This window comes from Streptomyces nodosus (assembly GCF_008704995.1).
In the GTDB taxonomy this organism is placed as follows: Bacteria; Actinomycetota; Actinomycetes; order Streptomycetales; family Streptomycetaceae; genus Streptomyces; species Streptomyces nodosus.
The window spans coordinates 7,451,669-7,468,271 of record NZ_CP023747.1 but is presented as its reverse complement, the minus strand read 5'-3'; the positions used below and the strand labels follow the sequence as shown (position 1 = coordinate 7,468,271).

The 16,603-nt window shown below is 69.2% G+C and carries 17 protein-coding genes; 7 read left to right on the top strand and 10 right to left on the bottom strand.

Annotated elements, in window-relative coordinates:
* The first annotated feature begins 109 nt into the window (after positions 1-109).
* From CP978_RS33275 to CP978_RS33260, 4 genes are read left to right on the top strand one after another with little or no spacing between them, the layout of a single operon-like run.
* On the top strand, positions 110-1,147 hold the full coding sequence (locus CP978_RS33275; protein WP_052454447.1) for an iron-siderophore ABC transporter substrate-binding protein: 1,038 nt from the start codon (positions 110-112) through the stop codon (positions 1,145-1,147).
* Positions 1,144-2,145: a FecCD family ABC transporter permease gene (locus CP978_RS33270; protein ID WP_227745581.1), complete on the top strand. Its 1,002-nt coding sequence runs from the start codon at positions 1,144-1,146 to the stop codon at positions 2,143-2,145. Before CP978_RS33275 ends, CP978_RS33270 begins: the two co-directional genes overlap by 4 nt.
* Positions 2,142-3,176, top strand: a complete 1,035-nt coding sequence (locus CP978_RS33265) for a FecCD family ABC transporter permease (RefSeq protein WP_043447226.1) — start codon at positions 2,142-2,144, stop codon at positions 3,174-3,176. Before CP978_RS33270 ends, CP978_RS33265 begins: the two co-directional genes overlap by 4 nt.
* The gene (locus CP978_RS33260) at positions 3,173-3,988 is read left to right on the top strand and encodes an ABC transporter ATP-binding protein (protein ID WP_043447224.1); all 816 of its coding nucleotides are present in this window, start codon (positions 3,173-3,175) and stop codon (positions 3,986-3,988) included. The genes CP978_RS33265 and CP978_RS33260 overlap by 4 nt, the downstream gene beginning before the upstream one ends.
* A 7-nt stretch (positions 3,989-3,995) precedes the next feature.
* Here the strand turns inward: CP978_RS33260 and CP978_RS33255 are convergent, their stop codons facing one another.
* The 3 genes from CP978_RS33255 to CP978_RS33245 form a co-directional block, all read right to left on the bottom strand.
* Positions 3,996-4,508, bottom strand: a complete 513-nt coding sequence (locus CP978_RS33255; protein ID WP_174498705.1) for a GbsR/MarR family transcriptional regulator — start codon at positions 4,506-4,508, stop codon at positions 3,996-3,998.
* A 118-nt stretch (positions 4,509-4,626) separates the two neighbouring features.
* The gene (locus tag CP978_RS33250) at positions 4,627-4,959 is read right to left on the bottom strand and encodes a hypothetical protein (protein WP_043447222.1); all 333 of its coding nucleotides are present in this window, start codon (positions 4,957-4,959) and stop codon (positions 4,627-4,629) included.
* The gene (locus CP978_RS33245; RefSeq protein WP_311775059.1) at positions 4,956-5,483 is read right to left on the bottom strand and encodes a DUF6232 family protein; all 528 of its coding nucleotides are present in this window, start codon (positions 5,481-5,483) and stop codon (positions 4,956-4,958) included. The genes CP978_RS33250 and CP978_RS33245 overlap by 4 nt, the downstream gene beginning before the upstream one ends.
* Before the next feature lie 440 nt (positions 5,484-5,923).
* Here CP978_RS33245 and CP978_RS33235 point away from each other — a divergent pair, with 440 nt between their 5' ends.
* A complete protein-coding gene (locus CP978_RS33235) occupies positions 5,924-6,874 on the top strand; it encodes a lactate/malate family dehydrogenase (RefSeq protein WP_043447220.1) in 951 nt (316 codons plus the stop codon).
* Between the two features lie 68 nt (positions 6,875-6,942).
* On the opposite strand, the gene CP978_RS33230 is transcribed toward CP978_RS33235, so the two are convergent.
* The 7 genes from CP978_RS33230 to CP978_RS33200 form a co-directional block, all read right to left on the bottom strand.
* A complete protein-coding gene (locus CP978_RS33230) occupies positions 6,943-8,487 on the bottom strand; it encodes a sensor histidine kinase (RefSeq protein WP_043447217.1) in 1,545 nt (514 codons plus the stop codon).
* Complete coding sequence (locus CP978_RS33225; RefSeq protein WP_052454446.1) at positions 8,484-9,236, bottom strand: response regulator transcription factor; 753 nt, start codon at positions 9,234-9,236, stop codon at positions 8,484-8,486. Before CP978_RS33225 ends, CP978_RS33230 begins: the two co-directional genes overlap by 4 nt.
* A gap of 46 nt (positions 9,237-9,282) precedes the next feature.
* Positions 9,283-10,857 (bottom strand): CotH kinase family protein, encoded by a 1,575-nt coding sequence (locus CP978_RS33220; RefSeq protein WP_150478356.1) that lies wholly within the window; start codon positions 10,855-10,857, stop codon positions 9,283-9,285.
* Positions 10,857-11,540, bottom strand: coding sequence for a DUF4956 domain-containing protein (locus CP978_RS33215; protein WP_043447214.1), 684 nt, complete (start codon positions 11,538-11,540; stop codon positions 10,857-10,859). The genes CP978_RS33220 and CP978_RS33215 overlap by 1 nt, the downstream gene beginning before the upstream one ends.
* The gene (locus CP978_RS33210) at positions 11,537-12,376 is read right to left on the bottom strand and encodes a polyphosphate polymerase domain-containing protein (RefSeq protein WP_043450180.1); all 840 of its coding nucleotides are present in this window, start codon (positions 12,374-12,376) and stop codon (positions 11,537-11,539) included. The genes CP978_RS33215 and CP978_RS33210 overlap by 4 nt, the downstream gene beginning before the upstream one ends.
* A gap of 450 nt (positions 12,377-12,826) precedes the next feature.
* Positions 12,827-13,804 (bottom strand): hypothetical protein, encoded by a 978-nt coding sequence (locus CP978_RS35325; RefSeq protein ID WP_144401525.1) that lies wholly within the window; start codon positions 13,802-13,804, stop codon positions 12,827-12,829.
* Positions 13,805-14,048: 244 nt separating this feature from the next.
* Positions 14,049-14,429 (bottom strand): hypothetical protein, encoded by a 381-nt coding sequence (locus CP978_RS33200; RefSeq protein ID WP_043447211.1) that lies wholly within the window; start codon positions 14,427-14,429, stop codon positions 14,049-14,051.
* Positions 14,430-14,808: 379 nt separating this feature from the next.
* Between CP978_RS33200 and CP978_RS33195 the strand changes: the two genes are divergently transcribed.
* Both CP978_RS33195 and CP978_RS33190 read left to right on the top strand, forming a co-directional pair.
* Positions 14,809-15,519, top strand: coding sequence for a hypothetical protein (locus CP978_RS33195; RefSeq protein WP_043447209.1), 711 nt, complete (start codon positions 14,809-14,811; stop codon positions 15,517-15,519).
* A gap of 71 nt (positions 15,520-15,590) precedes the next feature.
* A complete protein-coding gene (locus tag CP978_RS33190; RefSeq protein ID WP_043447207.1) occupies positions 15,591-16,499 on the top strand; it encodes an aminoglycoside phosphotransferase family protein in 909 nt (302 codons plus the stop codon).
* Positions 16,500-16,603 lie beyond the last annotated feature (104 nt).

Below are 16,603 nucleotides of genomic sequence, written 5' to 3'. Positions count from 1 at the left end.
CGGAGCACCGGACCTTGCTTTCAAAAAATTTGAAAGCAAGGTCCGGTAAGGCTAGCCTTACCTCTGTTCCTGCCGCCCTGCGGTTCCCGCACCACCCGGATGACGCCATATGAGACTCCCCTCCCTCAGAAAGACCATGGCCGCCTGCTCGGCCGCCGTCCTGCTCGCCCTGGCGGGCTGCGGCTCGGGCGACGACACGGCCGCTTCGCCCAAGGCCCCCGCCGCGGCCGGGACCTTCCCGGTCACCCTCAAGAACGCCTTCGGCACCACGGTGATCGACAAGAAGCCCGAGCGGGTCGCGACGATCGTGTGGAGCAACCACGACGCCGCCCTCGCCCTCGGTGTCGTCCCCGTCGGCATCCCGAAGCAGACCTACGGCGACCAGGACGGCGACGGGGTGCTGTCCTGGACCCAGAAGAAGCTCACCGAGCTCAAGGCCCCCACCCCGACCCTGTTCGACGAGTCCGACGGCCTGGACTTCGAGGCGATAGCCGACACCCGGCCCGATGTGATCCTCGCCGCGTACTCCGGCATGAGCAAGGCCGATTACACGACGCTCAGCGAGATCGCCCCGACCGTCGCCTACCCCGGAACCCCGTTCGGCACCGGCTGGCGGGACACCATCCGGCTCGACGCGAAGGCGCTGGGCCTGGCCGACAAGGGCGACGCGCTGGTCACCGGCCTGGAGAAGACGATCCACGGCGCGGCCGACGCCCACCCCGCTCTCAAGGGCCGTACCGCGATGGTCGGCTACTTCGACCCCAAGGACTTCAGCAAGGTCGGCTATTACACCAGTCATGACGTCCGGAACCAGTTCTCCGTCGACCTGGGCATGAAGATGCCGGCGAGCCTGACCGAACTGTCCGCGAAGACGAAGGAGTTCTACGCGACGCTCAGCGCGGAGAAGGCCGATGTCTTCGACGACGTCGACATCATCGTCACCTATGGCGACGACAAGCTCCTCGGCCGACTCCAGAAGGACCCGCTGCTCGGCAAGATCCCGGCCATCGCCAGGGGAGCGGTCGTGGTGATCCCGCAGAACTCCGAACTGGCCGCCGCGCTCTCCCCGCCCACCGCACTCACCATCCCCGCCACCACCGACGAGTACGCCGGTCTGCTGGCCGACGCCGCACGACACCTCAAGTGATCACACGCACACGTCCCCTGCTGTGGCTGCCGCTGTGTGTCCTGCTGGTCGCGGTCGCGGCCGTGCTCTCCGTCATGCTCGGTGCCCGCACAGTCTCCCCCGGCGACACCTTCGCCGCCCTCGTCCACGGTGAACACGGCTCCCTCGCCCGGGCCGCCGTCCGGCAGCGCGTCCCCCGCACGGGGCTCGCGCTGCTGGTCGGCGCGGCACTCGGCACGGCCGGCGCCGTGATGCAGAGCCTGACCCGCAATCCGCTGGCCGATCCCGGCATCCTCGGCGTCAACGCGGGTGCCGCGCTGGCCGTGGTCTGCGGCATCGCCTACCTCGGCATCAGCGCGCCGGAGCAGTATGTGTGGCTGGCGGTCGCGGGAGCCGGGGCGGCGGCGGTGCTGGTGTACGTCATCGGCTCGCGCGGGCGTGGCGGGGCGACCCCCGTGAAGCTGGCGCTGGTCGGGACGATGGTCACGGCCGCCCTGTCCTCACTGGTGAGTGCGGTGCTGCTGCCTCGTATCGATGTGGTGGACACCTTCCGGTTCTGGCAGATCGGCGGGGTGGGCGGGGCCTCCACGTCCGGCATGCTCCAGGTGCTGCCGCTGCTGGCCGTCGGCTTCGTCCTCAGTCTGGCCTCCGCGCCCGGCCTCAACGCGCTCTCCCTCGGCGACGACTTCGCCACCGGACTCGGCGAACATGTCGCCCGCACCCGGCTGCTGGCCGCCGCCGGGGCCGTGCTGCTGTGCGGAGCGGCGACCGCCGCGGCCGGTCCGATCGGCTTCGTCGGTCTGGTCGTACCGCACCTGGTCCGGCTGCTCATCGGCCCCGACAACCGCTGGGTGCTGCCGTTCTCCGCGCTCGGCGGTGCGGCGCTGGTCACCCTCGCCGATGTCACGGGGCGTCTGCTGGCCCGGCCCGGGGACATGGAGGTGGGCATCGTGACGGCGGTGATCGGGGCTCCGGTGTTCATCGCGGTGGCACGACGGCAGAAGGTGCGGGAACTGTGAGTACGTCGTCCATCGCATCGATCCGCCACGGCCGCCGACGCCGTGTCCGCCGCCGGCGTACCGCCGTCGCCGGGCTCGCGGCCCTGCTGATCGCCCTGTTCCTCACCGGCCTCTGCGTCGGCCATACCCTCTACTCGCCCGATGACGTGCTGCGCGTCGTCCTCGGCGAGCGGGTGCCCGGCGCCTCCTTCACGGTGGGGCGGCTGCGGCTGCCCCGGGCCCTCACCGGAGCGCTGGCCGGGTTCGCCTTCGGACTGGCCGGGGCGACCTTCCAGACGCTGCTGCGGAACCTGCTCGCCAGCCCGGACGTCATCGGCATCACCTCGGGGGCGAGTGCCGCGGCGGTGTTCTCGATCGTCGTCCTGGGGCTGAGCGGCACCTCGGTCTTCCTGATCGCCGTGCCCGCCGGTGTCGCGGTGGCCCTCGCCATCTATCTGCTCACCTACCGGCAGGGGGTGCTCGGGGCCCGGCTGGTCCTGGTCGGCATCGGCGTCGGCGCGCTCCTCAACAGCGTGGTCTCCTATCTGCTGCTGCGCGCCCCGGCCTGGGACGTGCAGGAGGCGATGCGCTGGCTGACCGGCAGCCTCGGCTCCGCGTTCTGGGACGGGGTGGGTCCGCTGGCCGCCGGGGTGCTTCCGCTGTCGGCCGTACTGCTGGCCCTCGACCGCCCGCTCGGCGCGCTCCGGCTCGGCGACGACAGCGCCCGGGCCCTGGGCACCAGGGTCGAGGCGAGCCGTCTGGCGCTGGTCCTCTGCGCGGTCGGCCTGATCGCGCTCGCGACCGCCGCCACCGGCCCGATCGCGTTCGTGGCATTCCTGTCCGCGCCCATCGCAGACCGGCTGACCGGCGGCAACGGTTCCCCGTTGCTGCCCGCCGCCCTCACCGGCGCGGCTCTCGTGCTGGCCGCCGATCTGATCGGCCAGTTCGCCTTCGACACCCGCTTCCCCGTCGGTGTCGTCACCGGAGCCCTCGGCGCACCGTGTCTGCTGTGGTTCCTTGTCCGGTCCCGTCGTACCCGAGGAGCCCTGTGACCGCCGCCCGTACCCTCACCGTCGAAGGCGCCCGCTTCGGTTACGGCGGGCGGACCGTCATCGACGGGCTCAGCCTGAGCGTCCCGCCGGGGCGGGTGACCGTGATCGTCGGCGCGAACGCCTGCGGCAAATCCACCCTGCTGCGGGGCATGGCCCGGCTGCTCGCACCCGAACGCGGGGCCGTGCTGCTCGACGGCAAGGACATCCACCGCACTCCCACCCGGCGGGTCGCCCGCGCCCTCGGGCTGCTCCCCCAGTCCCCGGTGGCTCCCGAGGGCATCGCGGTGGCCGACCTGGTCGCCCGCGGCCGTACTCCGCACCACACACTGCTCAGCCGCTGGACGTCCACGGACGACGCGGCGGTGGCACGGGCGATGGAGGCCACCGGGGTCCTGGAGCTGGCCGACCGGTCCGTGGACGAGCTCTCCGGCGGGCAGCGCCAGCGGGTGTGGATCGCGACGGCCCTCGCCCAGGAGACCGAACTCCTCCTGCTCGACGAGCCGACCACCTATCTCGACGTCACCCACCAGGTGGAGGTCCTGGACCTGCTCACCGACCTCAACCGCGACCGGGGCACCACCGTCGTGATGGTGCTGCACGACCTGAACCTGGCCGCCCGCTACGCCGACCACCTCGTCGCCGTCAAGAACGGCACCCTGTACGCCACGGGGAGCGCGGCCGAGGTGGTGACCCCGCGGACCGTCGCGGACGTGTTCGGCCTCCGGGCCGAGGTCATCGAGGACCCGGTGTCGGGCGCCCCTCTCGTCCTTCCCCTCGGACGCCATCACACGGGGCGGGCGAGCGCCGGCTGATGCGGCCCTAGTGTTCCCCGGCGTCCCGCTCCGCCTTGTAACGCCGCCATGCATCGGGGAGTTGCTGGACCTCCAGCAGCCAGCCCAGGTAGTCGCGCATGTTGCGGATGCGTTCATGGGCGGGACCGCCGGGGGTGGTCCGTGCGAGGGCCCGCGCCGCGAGCGCCCGCTGACCGCGCAGATACTGCTGCTCCTTGTCCAGGAAGCCGGCCCAGACGTCCTCGTCCATGACGTAGTAGTGGGCGCGGTCGTCGGGCCGCCGCACCAGCCGGACGAATCCCGCCGCGATCAGGCTGCGGGTGTACGTCGACACGGAACCGCGGCTGGCGCCGACCGCCTTGGCCAGTTCCTCCGCCGACACCCCCTCAGTGGCCTCGCTGGCCATGAGGTATCCGGCGATGCGTCCCTCGATGCGGGAGGAGCCCATGCTCTGCCAGTAGTCGGCGAAGCTCTCGATGAACCAGTCGGGGAACTCGTCCACGGTCCTCTCGGCCTCCGGCCCGCCGTCCTGCGGTTCCACTCCTGTGCCTCCCCGATGCGTGATCTTCAAGGAAGCCTAGGAAACACCGCCGCGCCAGGGCAAACGTCCGGGGGACTGCACCGGCGCTCCGGGCACGACCGGCCGGGGGTGCGGTGAGTCAGCTCCCGAGAGCCGCTCGTACCCCCTGCACCGCCTCGATGACGGGAACGCCGACGGCGCCCACCATCGAGGCGATACCGGCGATACTCGCGAGCGCCCGGTGTACCGCGCCGTTCGAGGAACCCGGGTCCGTACCGATCGTCCCCACCGCGTCGTCGAGGACCTCCCTGTCCTGCTCGGAGACCTGCTCACGCAGCAGCCGCACGGCCGCGAGCAGTGTCTCCACGGATGACCCGGACTCCCCGGCGGCCTGGTTCTTGACGATGCCGATGTTGTCCCGGCCGCCGTGCATGTTCACGTTGTCGCCGAAGTGGTAGGTGTCGCCGCTCATGTCGTGATCCCCACGTTGCCGCTGCCGCCGTACATATTGACGTTGTCCCCGAAGTAGTAGTGGTTCGGAGAGACCGTGATGCTCTCCACCTTCACCTGGAACTCGGCTTCGGGGTGGTCGATCGCATGGGCGATCTGACCGACGAGATGATTCAGATGCGCCGGGTCCCTGCTGGTGACCACCGCCGTGGACGGCCCGGATGTCTCGACGGCCAGAACGTAGTGCGCCGGGGCGTTCAGCACCGACGCCATCTCCACCAGGGAGTAGACCAGCATGGCCCCGGCTCCGAGCCAGACGAACAGGATCAGACCGCCGGCCGTGCTCGTGCTCGCGAGGGCCGTGACGCTGCTCAGGATGGTGAGCGCGATCGCCGTCGCCATGATGATCGCGCCGTTCTTCAGGAAGCGCAGCACGGCTTCCTTGCGTTTGGGATGAAGGGTCAACGTATGCACCCGCGCGATGTTGTGCAGCGGGTATGCGGCACTGCCGATCCACAGCAGGCGTCTGCTGACCCGTAGATCCACGCCACCCAGGAGTGGCGGGGCCGGCGGAGGCGACACCGGCGGAGGGGGCGGCGGGGTGCTCGGGGGCTGCCCGGGCGGTATCGGTGGCTGCTCAGGTGGATCCGCGCTCTGCATCAATTCCCCCAGAGATTGATTCCGATCATGATCTACCTCGGTGAGCGACGACCTTAGCCGGACGGCATGACTTCGCGCCACGTCGATCAGCACGGTGAAGTGCGAGCCCACCGCGGGGAGTTGATGATGAGCGGTCGAGACGGAAGGCAACGGCCGGTGAACGGGCCCTCGAACTCACCGGCACTGGCAACCGCCCGTTCGGCACGGGCGGCGCCTGCGGTGGCAGGGGGTGAGGCACCGTCCTAGGCTGGGGGTCCGGGCCGGTGAAGTCGTGGTGCCCGTGCCGACGGAGCCGCCCTGTCCCCGTGGATCGTGGAGGCACAGTCGTGAAGGTCGCCGTCATAGGGGTGGGCGCGGTCGGGTCCGCCACGGCGCTGTCCCTGGTCGAACGCGGTGGAAGCTGCCGTGAGATCGTGCTGGTCGACCGCGACTCGGCCCGCGCGGACGGTGTCGCAGCGGACCTCCGCTACGCCGCGCCGCTGTCCCCCGTGGTGGATGTGCGCTCCGGGGGCTACCAGGACCTGGCCGACGCCCGGATCGTAGTGATCACCGCGGGTGCCAACGAGAAGGCGGGCGGCGCCACCGACCGCTCCGATCCTCGGGGTCGCCTGCGGCTGCTGGAGACCAACGCCAAGGTCTACGCCGATGTCGTCCCCCAGGTGGCGGCGGCCGCGCCGCAAGCCGTGCTGCTGGTGGTCACCGATCCCCCGGACCCGCTGGCCGACCTCACCCTCCGGCTCGCCGGACACCAACGGGTGTTCTCCACGGGCACCCTGATCGACAGTCTGCGGTTCCGCGTCCAGCTGGCCGACCGGCTTCGGGTCCGGCCGCGCGATGTGCAGGCCCTGGTGGTCGGCGAGCACGGGACGTCGGAGGTGTTGCTGTGGTCCTCGGCGACGGTCGGCGGCATCCCCGTGGACGAGCTGCTCGGTGGGCGCGGCGATTCGCTGGACCAGGTGCGCGAGGCGGTCGAGAAGGACATCCGCTACGCCAACATCACCATCATCGAGGGCACCGGCGCCAGCCAGTACGGCATCGGCGCGGTGAGTGCCCGGCTGGTCGAGGCGGTGCTGCGGGACGAACACGCGGTGCTGCCCGTCGCCGCCCACTCCGCCACGTACGGGGTCACGCTCTCCCTCTCCAGCGTGCTGGGCGCGGGTGGCGTCCAGCAGATGCATGAGCCGGCCATGAATGCCGAGGAACGCGACGCGCTCACTCGAAGCGTCGCAGTCCTCCGTGAAGCCACCGAGCGGGCCATGGCCGTCGTCGCGGCCTGAGCGCTGTTCCCGTTCGGGCGGCGGCCGACCGCTCCCCCGGCGCCGGGGGTTCATCGTGCGGAGCTGGTTCAGGGTGCGGAGCTGGGGAGAAGGAGGCGGAACGTACAGCCTTCGCCGGGGCGGGTGTCCAGTTCCAGGCGTCCCTGGTGCATTTCGGCGATGGCCGCGGCTATGGCGAGGCCGAGTCCGGACCCCGGCCGGCACCGCGGCCCGGACGGTGCGGCGCGATAGAAGCGATCGAAGACCCGCGCCGCGTCGTCGAGGGCGACACCGGGGCCGCCATCGGCGACCTCGAGGATGCAGACGGGCGTACCGGGTGCGGGGGCAGGGCCGGTGCTGAAGCGGTCGGGACGGTCCGTGCCACAGCCGTGTTCGCCGGTGTGAGCGGCGCCGACCCTGACATGGACGGGGGCGTCGTCGGGGGTGTGGGTGCAGGCGTTGGAGAGCAGATTGCCGAGTACCTGGGCGAGCTGATGGGGATCACCGGACGTTTCCACGATGTCGAGTTCCCGCTGGTGACCGCCGGCTCGGTTGATGAGCGGTTCGAGGGTGATGCCGCGCCGTGGGTGGCGGACGGCGGTGGTGGCGATGGCCTCGGCGGCCAGCGAGAGCAGGTCGACGGGCTCCCGGTGCGGAAGGGGCGTGTCGCCGAGCGTGGCGAGGAGAAAGAGGTCGTCGACCAGACGGCTCATGCGCTCCGCATTGTGGTTGATCAAGGAGTGGGCTTCATGCCGCCGCTGCTCGCTCATACCGGGTTCTTCGAGGAGGAGTTCGGCGAATCCCTGGATCGCGGTGAGGGGCGTGCGCAGTTCATGTCCGGCGTCCGCCATGAAGCGGCGCAGCCGCTGTTCGGAGGTCTCGGTACGGTGCAGCGCGGTGCGCAGTCGGTCGAGCATCGTGTTCAGTGCCAGGCTGAGGCGGCCGACCTCGGTGTCCGGATCGGCGACGGGGACGTTGAGTTCCAGGGCCCCCTCGGTGATGCGCTGGGCGGTCCGCTCGACTCGGGTGAGCGGACGCAGGCCGAGACGGACGGCGACATTGCCCAGGACGACGACGCCGGCGGCGACGGCGATGCCGAGAACGACGCTGAACCAGAGCAGTTTGGTGGTGGCACCGTCGACGGTGTCCAGGGGAAGGGCGACGACGGTGTGGATGCCGTCGGACTCGGCATGGTCGATCACCCGCCAGCCGGATCCGGACGAGTTCTCGGCAGCGACCGTGCTGGGCCGTCCCGGGACCAGGTGCAGATCGGCCGCGCTGTCCGGGAGTTGTGGGCCGGGGCCGTCGCCGTTTCCCAGCGAGGACGGCAGCAGACGTCCGTCCTGACCGTAGAAGAAGACGCGGTAGTCCGAAGGCAGGACGTTGTTCGGAGCGGGACCTGGGGGCCGTAACACTCCGTTGTTGTCGGCGAGATCGCGGTAGACCTCGGCCGGGGGGCGGAAGTGGGAGAGCCGGTCGTCGACCTGGTCGGTGAGCCAGGTACGCAGGACGGTCAGCCCGGCGATCTGGCACAGGACCACCGCGCAGGTCGCCAACAGGCCGGCGATCAGCACCAGGCGGCCGCGCAGGGAACGCGGGCGCGGCAGCCGGTGCGGCTGGTTCGACCGGCTCATCGTGCGGCCGTGTTCGGCTCGTCGCGAGGGAGCCGCAGGCAGTAGCCGACCCCGCGCACGGTGTGGATCAGTGCCGGCGGATCTCGGTCGATCTTGCCGCGCAGATTCTTGACATAGGTGTCGACGATCCGGGTGTCGCCGGAGAAGTCGTACTGCCACACCTGCTGGAGGATCTCCGTCTTGTCCAGGACGCGTTCGGGACGGGACAGCAGACAGGCCAGAAGCCGGAACTCGGTCGGCGACAGCTTCAGGAGCCGGCCGGTGCGCCGTACCTCATGGGTGCGCTCGTCCAGGGTGAGGTCGGCGTAGCGCAGCGGCGGGCGGACTCCGGAGGTGGAGGCGGGGGCGCTGCTGCGGCGCAGGATGGCGCGGATACGCAGCAGTACCTCCTGGATGTGGAAGGGCTTGGTGACATAGTCGTCGCCGCCGGAACTCAGGCCGATGATGCGGTCCTCGACACCGGTGCGGGCGGTGAGGAACAGCACCGGGGTGTAGGTGCCCTGGGCTCGCAGATCGCGGGTGAGCTGGAAGCCGTCGGTGTCGGGCAGCATGACGTCCAGCACGATCAGGTCGGGCCGGCGGCTGCCGGCCTCGGTCATGGCTTCCTGCCCGTCGGCCGCGCTCGCCACGGTGTAGCCGGCCGCGGTGAGCGCGGAGGTGAGCAGGGTGCGGATGCTGGGGTCGTCCTCCACGACCAGGACGGTGTGCCCGGCTACGGGTGTCCGTGCAGGGGTGTACTGGTCGATCACGTTCTGGCACCTCGGGGTACGGGCAGACATGGCGGCGGTGGGGGGCTCAGCCGATCACCTGCTGGTCCTCGGCAAGTGCCACGGCGCGGTCGGTGACGGTGGTCTTGAGCTGGGTGACGGCGGTGTCCAGTTCCTTGGAACCGGCGCCCGCGGAACGGGCCTGGTCCGCGATGGACTGCAGCTCCTCGACCGCCGTACCCGACCGGTAGAACTTCTGGTACAGCGCCCGGTAGGCCTTCAGATAGACGTCTTCGAAGGCGTCGGACTCCAGGAACCTGGTCTTCAGGACATGCCCCATGAGGCCACCCGGGCCGTCCTTGCCGTTCATGCCGCCGGGCATCCCGCTCGGCAGGCCCTCAGGCATTCCGCTCGGCATACCGCCGAGGGTGGCGTCGGGCTTTCCCTCCGGGGCGCGGGACGGCGCTTGCTGAGGCAGATTCGAGATGGAGTCCTTGGGCCCCGCCGTGGCGTCCCCGCTGAAGGTCAGGTTGTAGTCCCAGCCCAGCACGGAGAACTTCTGGGTGTCCAGGTCGTACCACAGCAGGTAGTTCTTGCCGGGGCCGGCCATGTCGTCGAAGTTCAGCAGCAGGTTCTGCGTCGCGAGATAGGCGGCCAGCGAGTCGACGTCCATATACAGATGGAGGTCGCGGGCGAACTCCTCGTCCGACGCCCGGTCGGCCCACTTGATGAGCTTCATCACCGGTTCGAGGTCCTGGCTGCCCTTCTTGTTGAGCTGCTTGAAGGAACTCTCGTAGTCCGTCGGATCGTCGCCGCGATAGGTGAAGCTGCCGCCCGCCTTGGCCTTGTACAGCACCCCATGGCCGTCGGCGACGTCCTCGGCGTAGTCGGTGTCGGGACTCTCGACCATGAGCCGTGTGGCGGTGGGCCGATTGTTCACCCTCAGCTCGGTGAAGGCGTACCGCTCGGCCTTCTGCCCGCTCTTTCCGATCAGCGACAGCGACAGCGCCTCGTTCAGCGGCACCTGGCCGTTGCTGCCGGGGCGCAGCGAGATCTCCCGCTCACCCTGGTACGCGCGGCCCTCCACAAACTCGTCGACCTTGACGAGCCAGGGCAGTTCCTCCGGCTTCTTCTCGGACAGGTCGTACTGCGTCATCCCGCCCATGCCCCCGAAACCGCCCATGCCGCCGGGGGCACCGGCCTGAGCTCCCTGCGGGGCATCGGGCAGGTTCCGGCCGCCGCCGGGCATGCCCTTGTCTCCGCGCAGGGACATCAGGGTGGAGTTGCCCTTGAGACGGATCCCGACGTCATTGAGGTAGACCCCGTCGATGACGAGATCGGCCTCGATGTAGTCCTTGGTGCCGTCGTCTCGGAACTCTTTCATCATCTTGTCGAAGTCGGTCTGCTGGTAGGTGAGTTGGATCGAGTGCGACACCGAGGTGTCGTACAGGTCCACCGGTCCGCCGACGTTCTCGGTGATGCCGTCCGCCTCGACCCGCGAGGACGAGGTGACATACGGGGAGATACGCGCATCGCCCAGGAAGTAGACCATCGCGGCGAGCCCGAGGCCCAGCGTCGCGACCGGCTTCCAGTGGTGGCGCAGCCGGAGGGGAAGCCGGTCCCGCAACCGTCGCCCGCGCCGCGTGGTGGTGTCGCCCTCCATCACAGATCCGTGGTGTCGTAGCCGGTCAGGACGGTGACCCGCTGTCCGGACGTACGCTCCTGAAGCGCGCTGACCAGGTCGCCGGGCTCGGCACCCTTCTTGAGCCGCACCGTGTAGAAGATCTCGCTCAGTGCGCCGCCGCGGATCGTCTCGGTGCTCACCAGCTCGAACTCGCTGGTGTACTTGATCAGCACATCACGGATCTGCGGCGTGTAGTCGTCACCGGCCGGGACCTGGACCTTGACGACCTGTCGCTGCACGTTCAGGGCGAACCAGTTGAACTTGAACATCACGATGATGACGGCGCAGATCACCACGGCACCGACCGCGGCCAGCGTGTAGAAACGGGCGCCGCAGGCCATGCCGATCGCCATGGCGAGGAAGATGAAGCCGACGTCCCTGGTCTCCTTGACCGCATTCCTGAAGCGGACCACGGACAACGCGCCGACCAGTGAGAACGCGCGCGCCAGGTTGGAACCGACGACCAGCATGATCAACGCGACGATCATGCCGACGACGACCAGGGTCTGGACGTAGGACTGGCTGTAGGAGACATTGCGGTGCGTGTACCGGTACGCATAACCGATCAGCGTGGACAGGATGAACGACAGCGCCATCGCCGCCACGACATCGGCCACACTGAACGTGCCGCTCAGTTCCTGGAGTTTGAGATCGAAGTTCACTGTGCTCCTGCTTTCAACGGCGCGTCCTGCGCCGGCCGCTGCTGGGGCGGCTGTTCTTCGGTGGGGGTGGCCGACGGATGGTCCGCCTCGTCGATGTGGAAGAGCGAGCGGGGCGCCAGGCCGAATGCCTCGACGGACTGCACATACTTCGAGATCCGTACGAGGTGGAGATTGCGGCGTGCGGCCAGGTCGGTGATCCAGTGGGGGGTGCGGTCGTTGACCTTGATCTCCATGACCGACAGATGCGGCGGGACGGTGAACCGGTTCTCCGGCCGCGCGATGCCGAAGTGGAAGTCCCGGTCCCGTCCGCGGATCCGGCGGTCGAAGGTGACCCGCAGACCGGTGTCCGCGTCCCGGCCCACCAGGGCCTCACGCTGATAGCCGGTGATCACGGTGGGCCGCAGGTTCAACCTCACGACGAGTTCGAGGACCTCCTGGATGAAGGCGCTCTCCCTCGCCGAGTGCCGCACCGTCTCGCGGCCGTCGCACAGCTGACGTGCAGTGCCGTAGGGAAGGGTGATGCGGCGCTTCTGGGTGACCCGGTTGACCCGCTGCTTGATCTCCACGCACACCGGCGACTCATCGGTGACGCCGTCGAGGTCGCCGTAGTGGCGGATGCGCAGCTTGCGGCGGAACTTCAGACCCTCGATCTTCTCCCAGTAGAACCGCAGCTGAGGAGTGTCGTAGTAAAGGCTCCACACGCCGTAGCCGCCGACCGGACTGTACGGGTCCTGGTCCATCCGCTCGGCCAACTCGTCCCGGATCTCCGCCGCCTGGTCCACCGGGACCAGATACTTCAGCTCGAACCGGTTGAACGCATGCAGCCGGCTGGCCACATGCAGCGGTTCCTCACCGCCCTGTCCCCCGCCCTGCTCCGGCCGGGTGTGATCGGCCCGGCTTCCGCGCGCGGCGGCTGCCCTCGACAGGAACACCATGCGTCTCCTTGCTCATACGTTGCGGACCGGCGGCCAGGTAGAGGCAACCAACGCCAGATGATGAGCGGATGAGAATCTCGGGTTGATTCCAGGAGTCCCTGAGAGAACGTCGAAGTGAACGCGGCGAGTTCAGGCTGCGCTCACGCGGGCTTCTCGAGCCGGGGCATGCCCTATACTGGATCTTGAGCTGGTCACCAGAACTCCTGGTGCCGGGTCGCGCGTTGGTAGTCCAAGGAAAGACGTCCCGCTTCCTGCGGGAAGATGCAGGTGCAAGGCCTGCCCGGCGCTCGGACATGAACCCCGCCCTGTACACACAGGGCGGGGTTCATTCATTACGAGACAGGACCGGAATCACTGCCCCGGCGGCCGTGACGTTCCGTCGTCCCCGTCATGGTCCGTCCGTCCCTGACCTTCCGCGTCCTCGACCCCGTCGTCCAGAACGATGGTGATGGGGCGCCCGGAGGGGACGACACCGCTGAGCCGCTCGGCGATGCGGCAGTAGACGGCGACCGCCAGGGTCCAGTCGGCCTGGAGGGGGTCGGCCTCGCTGCGGGTCTGCCACAACTGGATCAGCACCGCGATCAGCGAGCGCCCCGACAGGGCCACCCGGACACGGCCGTTCCCGAGGTCCTTCATGTCCGGCGGCAGACGGAAGTGGTCGTGCCCGACGGCACGCCCGAGAACGAACTCCCAGGTGTCACGGTGCAGTACCAGCTCGACGGAGGCGGCCCCGGCCGCCTTCAACAACAGCACACCGTGCGCCACCGGGCCGCACTGCTCGGGCTCCTGCGGGCTACAGGCGTCCGTCGCCGCTCGGGCAGACGGGGGGTGCTGCCCTACGGACACCCGACCTGTCGACGTCGTGGCGGTGGATCCACCGTCTCCCCGGTAGGCACACTCAATGGCACGCTTGAGCTCTGCGCCACCGGCAGCGGACTCCTCCGACCCCCTGCCCGGTGCCGCGCCCTCGGTCCGTGCGCTCTCGTCAGTCATGGTCCCCTCCCCTTGATCCGTTTCCTCGTCTGCGGACAGCTCTGCCTCGGATTCCGGTACCGGGCCCTCGTCCGGTTCGGCATCATGGTCAGTCACGTCCTCCGCCGACCCGGCGGAGGACGCCTGCAGCAGCGCCTGAGCAAGCTCCAGCCGCAGGGCGCTCATCTCGTCCTTGGCGCCATTCAGATCGGACAGCATCCGCTCCTGCCGACGGCGGAGCTCGCGGTTCTCCCCGCATAGTCCTGCCACGCCTTGCTGTACGGTCTCCAGAGTCTCGGCCCGTGCCTGCGCCGTCTCCTCTCGGTGTTTTGACTGGGCCAACTCCAGCTTGTTCAAAGCCTCCTGAAGCTCGCCCAGCTTCTTACTCCGCTCAGGCGCCTCACGCCCGCCGGGCCACCACTTCACGTATCCCCCTCACTACCGACAGTCAATGACGGTCATACCTCCCCACCTCGCGGTCACGTCACGCGATCACTTCCGGTCGTTCACTGATGCGTTGCCAATGCGGCTCACGGGGCAGCGGGAAACAGCGAGGCACCCATGGGCCGCTCATGTTCCAGACCGGACGAAGCAGGAGTCGTCAGGCAGTCGGCAGGGCCGCCCGGGGCCTGCCCGCAGTCCCGGCGATCGTCCAGCACAGCGGATGTGCGAACGCGACGACGAACACGCCGAAAAGGGTGACGGGCGACAGCCGGACAAGGTTCGCGGGGTCATCCTGCAGCCAGTGCCGGTTGCCCCACCAGTTCGCGAAGACGTCCGCCACCATCACGGCGCTCGCCAGCCAGATCCCTTCCCGCCGCACGAGCACCACCAGCACGACGACCAGCGGATCGAGAATCACCAGGCCCACGAAGAACACCTGGAGCGGAACCTGCGGAAACGCCGCATAGGCATGGATGCCGTCACGGGCCAGGTCAAGAACGTGGGCGCAGGCTCCCTCGAGGAACCCGATGACATACACCGCGAGAACCCACCTCGCCCAGACCGGCTGTCCGCCCCACCGTTCCCGCAGTTCACTCCTCATCGGGCACACCCGGAAGCGTCAGCAAGGTCAAGGTCCCCGGCCGCTCGGCCGGATCGACGACATGCCGGTCACAGGTCTTCACGGGCGCCATGCTCCCCTCCCCAGCCAGCGTCTCGTCCGATGCATGGTGTCACACACCTGCGCAGACGTTCTGCGGGAACGTGCCTGTTCCGCGACGCAGGTGGCCTGGCTGGTCAGGCATGTTGAATCAGGCTTTTCGACATGGCGTGGTCCTTGCAGCGCCGCGGTGAGTCCATGCTGCGGTCGGCGGAAAGCCGTTCGACGCGCGTGCACGGAACAGCCAGGATGCGCAGGCATGACGGCATCGAAGATGTTCTTGGTCCGGGCCGCCGCCCGCAGCAACGCCGAGTGGTGTGCGGTGGTGAGCCGGTCGCACGGTGTGGCAGGCGAGTTCGGGCACCAGGCCTGGACCGCCCCGGTCCGAACACCGCCGTACTATCCCGACGCGGTGACGCTGGCCCCGGACACCGACCCGGCCGCACTGACGGCCCGGATCGACACGGCCGCGCCCGGCGCCACCGTCAAGGACAGCTTCGCCGATCTCGATCTGACGGAAGCCGGTTTCCATGTGCTGTTCGAGGCGCAGTGGATCCACCGTCCGGCGAGTGCGCCGGCCACCGCATCGGATCTCACCTGGGACGTGGTCGACGATTCGGAGACACTGCGCGCCTGGGCGCTCGCCTGGGACGGCGGAGACGGCGACGCGGATCTCTTCCGGCCGGAACTTCTGGACGACCCGGCCACCTTCGTTCTCGCCGGACGGTCCGTCGACGGCGGGGTGGTCGCCGGTGCGGTGGCGAGCCGTAGTGACCATGTAGTCGCCCTCTCCAATGTCTTCGCACGGGACGGCGGCCCTGACACGGCCTGGCCGGTGGTGCTGGACGCGGTGCACCGACTCTTCCCCGCCGTGCCGGTGGTCGGTTACGAGCACGGTGAGGACCTGGCGACCGCGCTCAGCCATGGCTTCGAGGCGATCGGTCCACTGCGGGTGTGGCTGCACGGCTAATTGGTGCCGCAGAAGGGCCGGCCGGTAAAGCCTTTGACGTCCGTCTGCGTCCGGCGGTCGGATACCGTGCCATGAGCACAGGGCTGATGCACCCCGGTATGCACCCCATCGACGACGACCTGGTACGGCGGCTGATCGCCGCGCAGTTTCCCCAGTGGGCGGGGTTGGCGGTGGAGCGGTTTCCGTCCGGCGGCACGGTCAATGCCATGTACCGGCTGGGCGACGACATGGTCGTTCGGCTGCCGTTGGTGGAGGGCGGGGCCGCGGACGTATCCATGGAGCAGGAGTGGCTTCCCCGCCTCGCCTCCAGGCTGCCCGTCCCCGTCCCCGAAGTGCTCGGGGCCGGGGTTCCCGCCGAGGGGTATCCATGGCCGTGGTCGGTGTACCGGTGGTTGGCGGGAGAGAACCCCGAGGCGGGGGCGCTGAGCGAGCCGGTGCTGCTGGCCGAGGAACTGGCCGGGTTCGTGGCAGCGATGCGGAGCATCACCCTGCCGGGAGCACCGGATGCCTACCGCGGCGGTCCGGTGGCCTCGCTCGACGCGTCGACCCGGGCGGCGATCGAGGAACTGCGCGGGATCCCGGAGGAGGGCGTCGACTGCGACGCCGTGACGGTCGTATGGGAGGACGCGCTGCGAGCCGCCGCCTGGGAAGGGCCGCCGGTGTGGCTGCATGCCGATCTGATGCCGGGCAATCTGCTGGTGGACGGTGGCAGGCTGACCTCCGTGATCGACTTCGGGTGCCTGGGGGTTGGCGATCCGGCGTGCGATCTGTTCCCGGCATGGAATCTACTGCCGGCCGGAGCGAGGGAGGTCTTCCGCGAATCACTGGGCGTGGACGACGCGACCTGGCGCCGCGGCCGCGGGAGAACGTTCTCACAGGCGCTGATCGCTCTGCCGTACTACCGACGGACGAACCAAGTGATGGCACGCAACGCCCGGCATGTGATCCGGACGGTACTGCACGAAGCCGAAGTCTCCTAGGCCGGAGACGTGTTGGTCACCGTCGCTCATGGATGACCGCGGCCGTCGCAGTGCCCCGGCAGCGGACCGCCCGGGTTCACCACATCCGCACCGCGTCCCGCAGT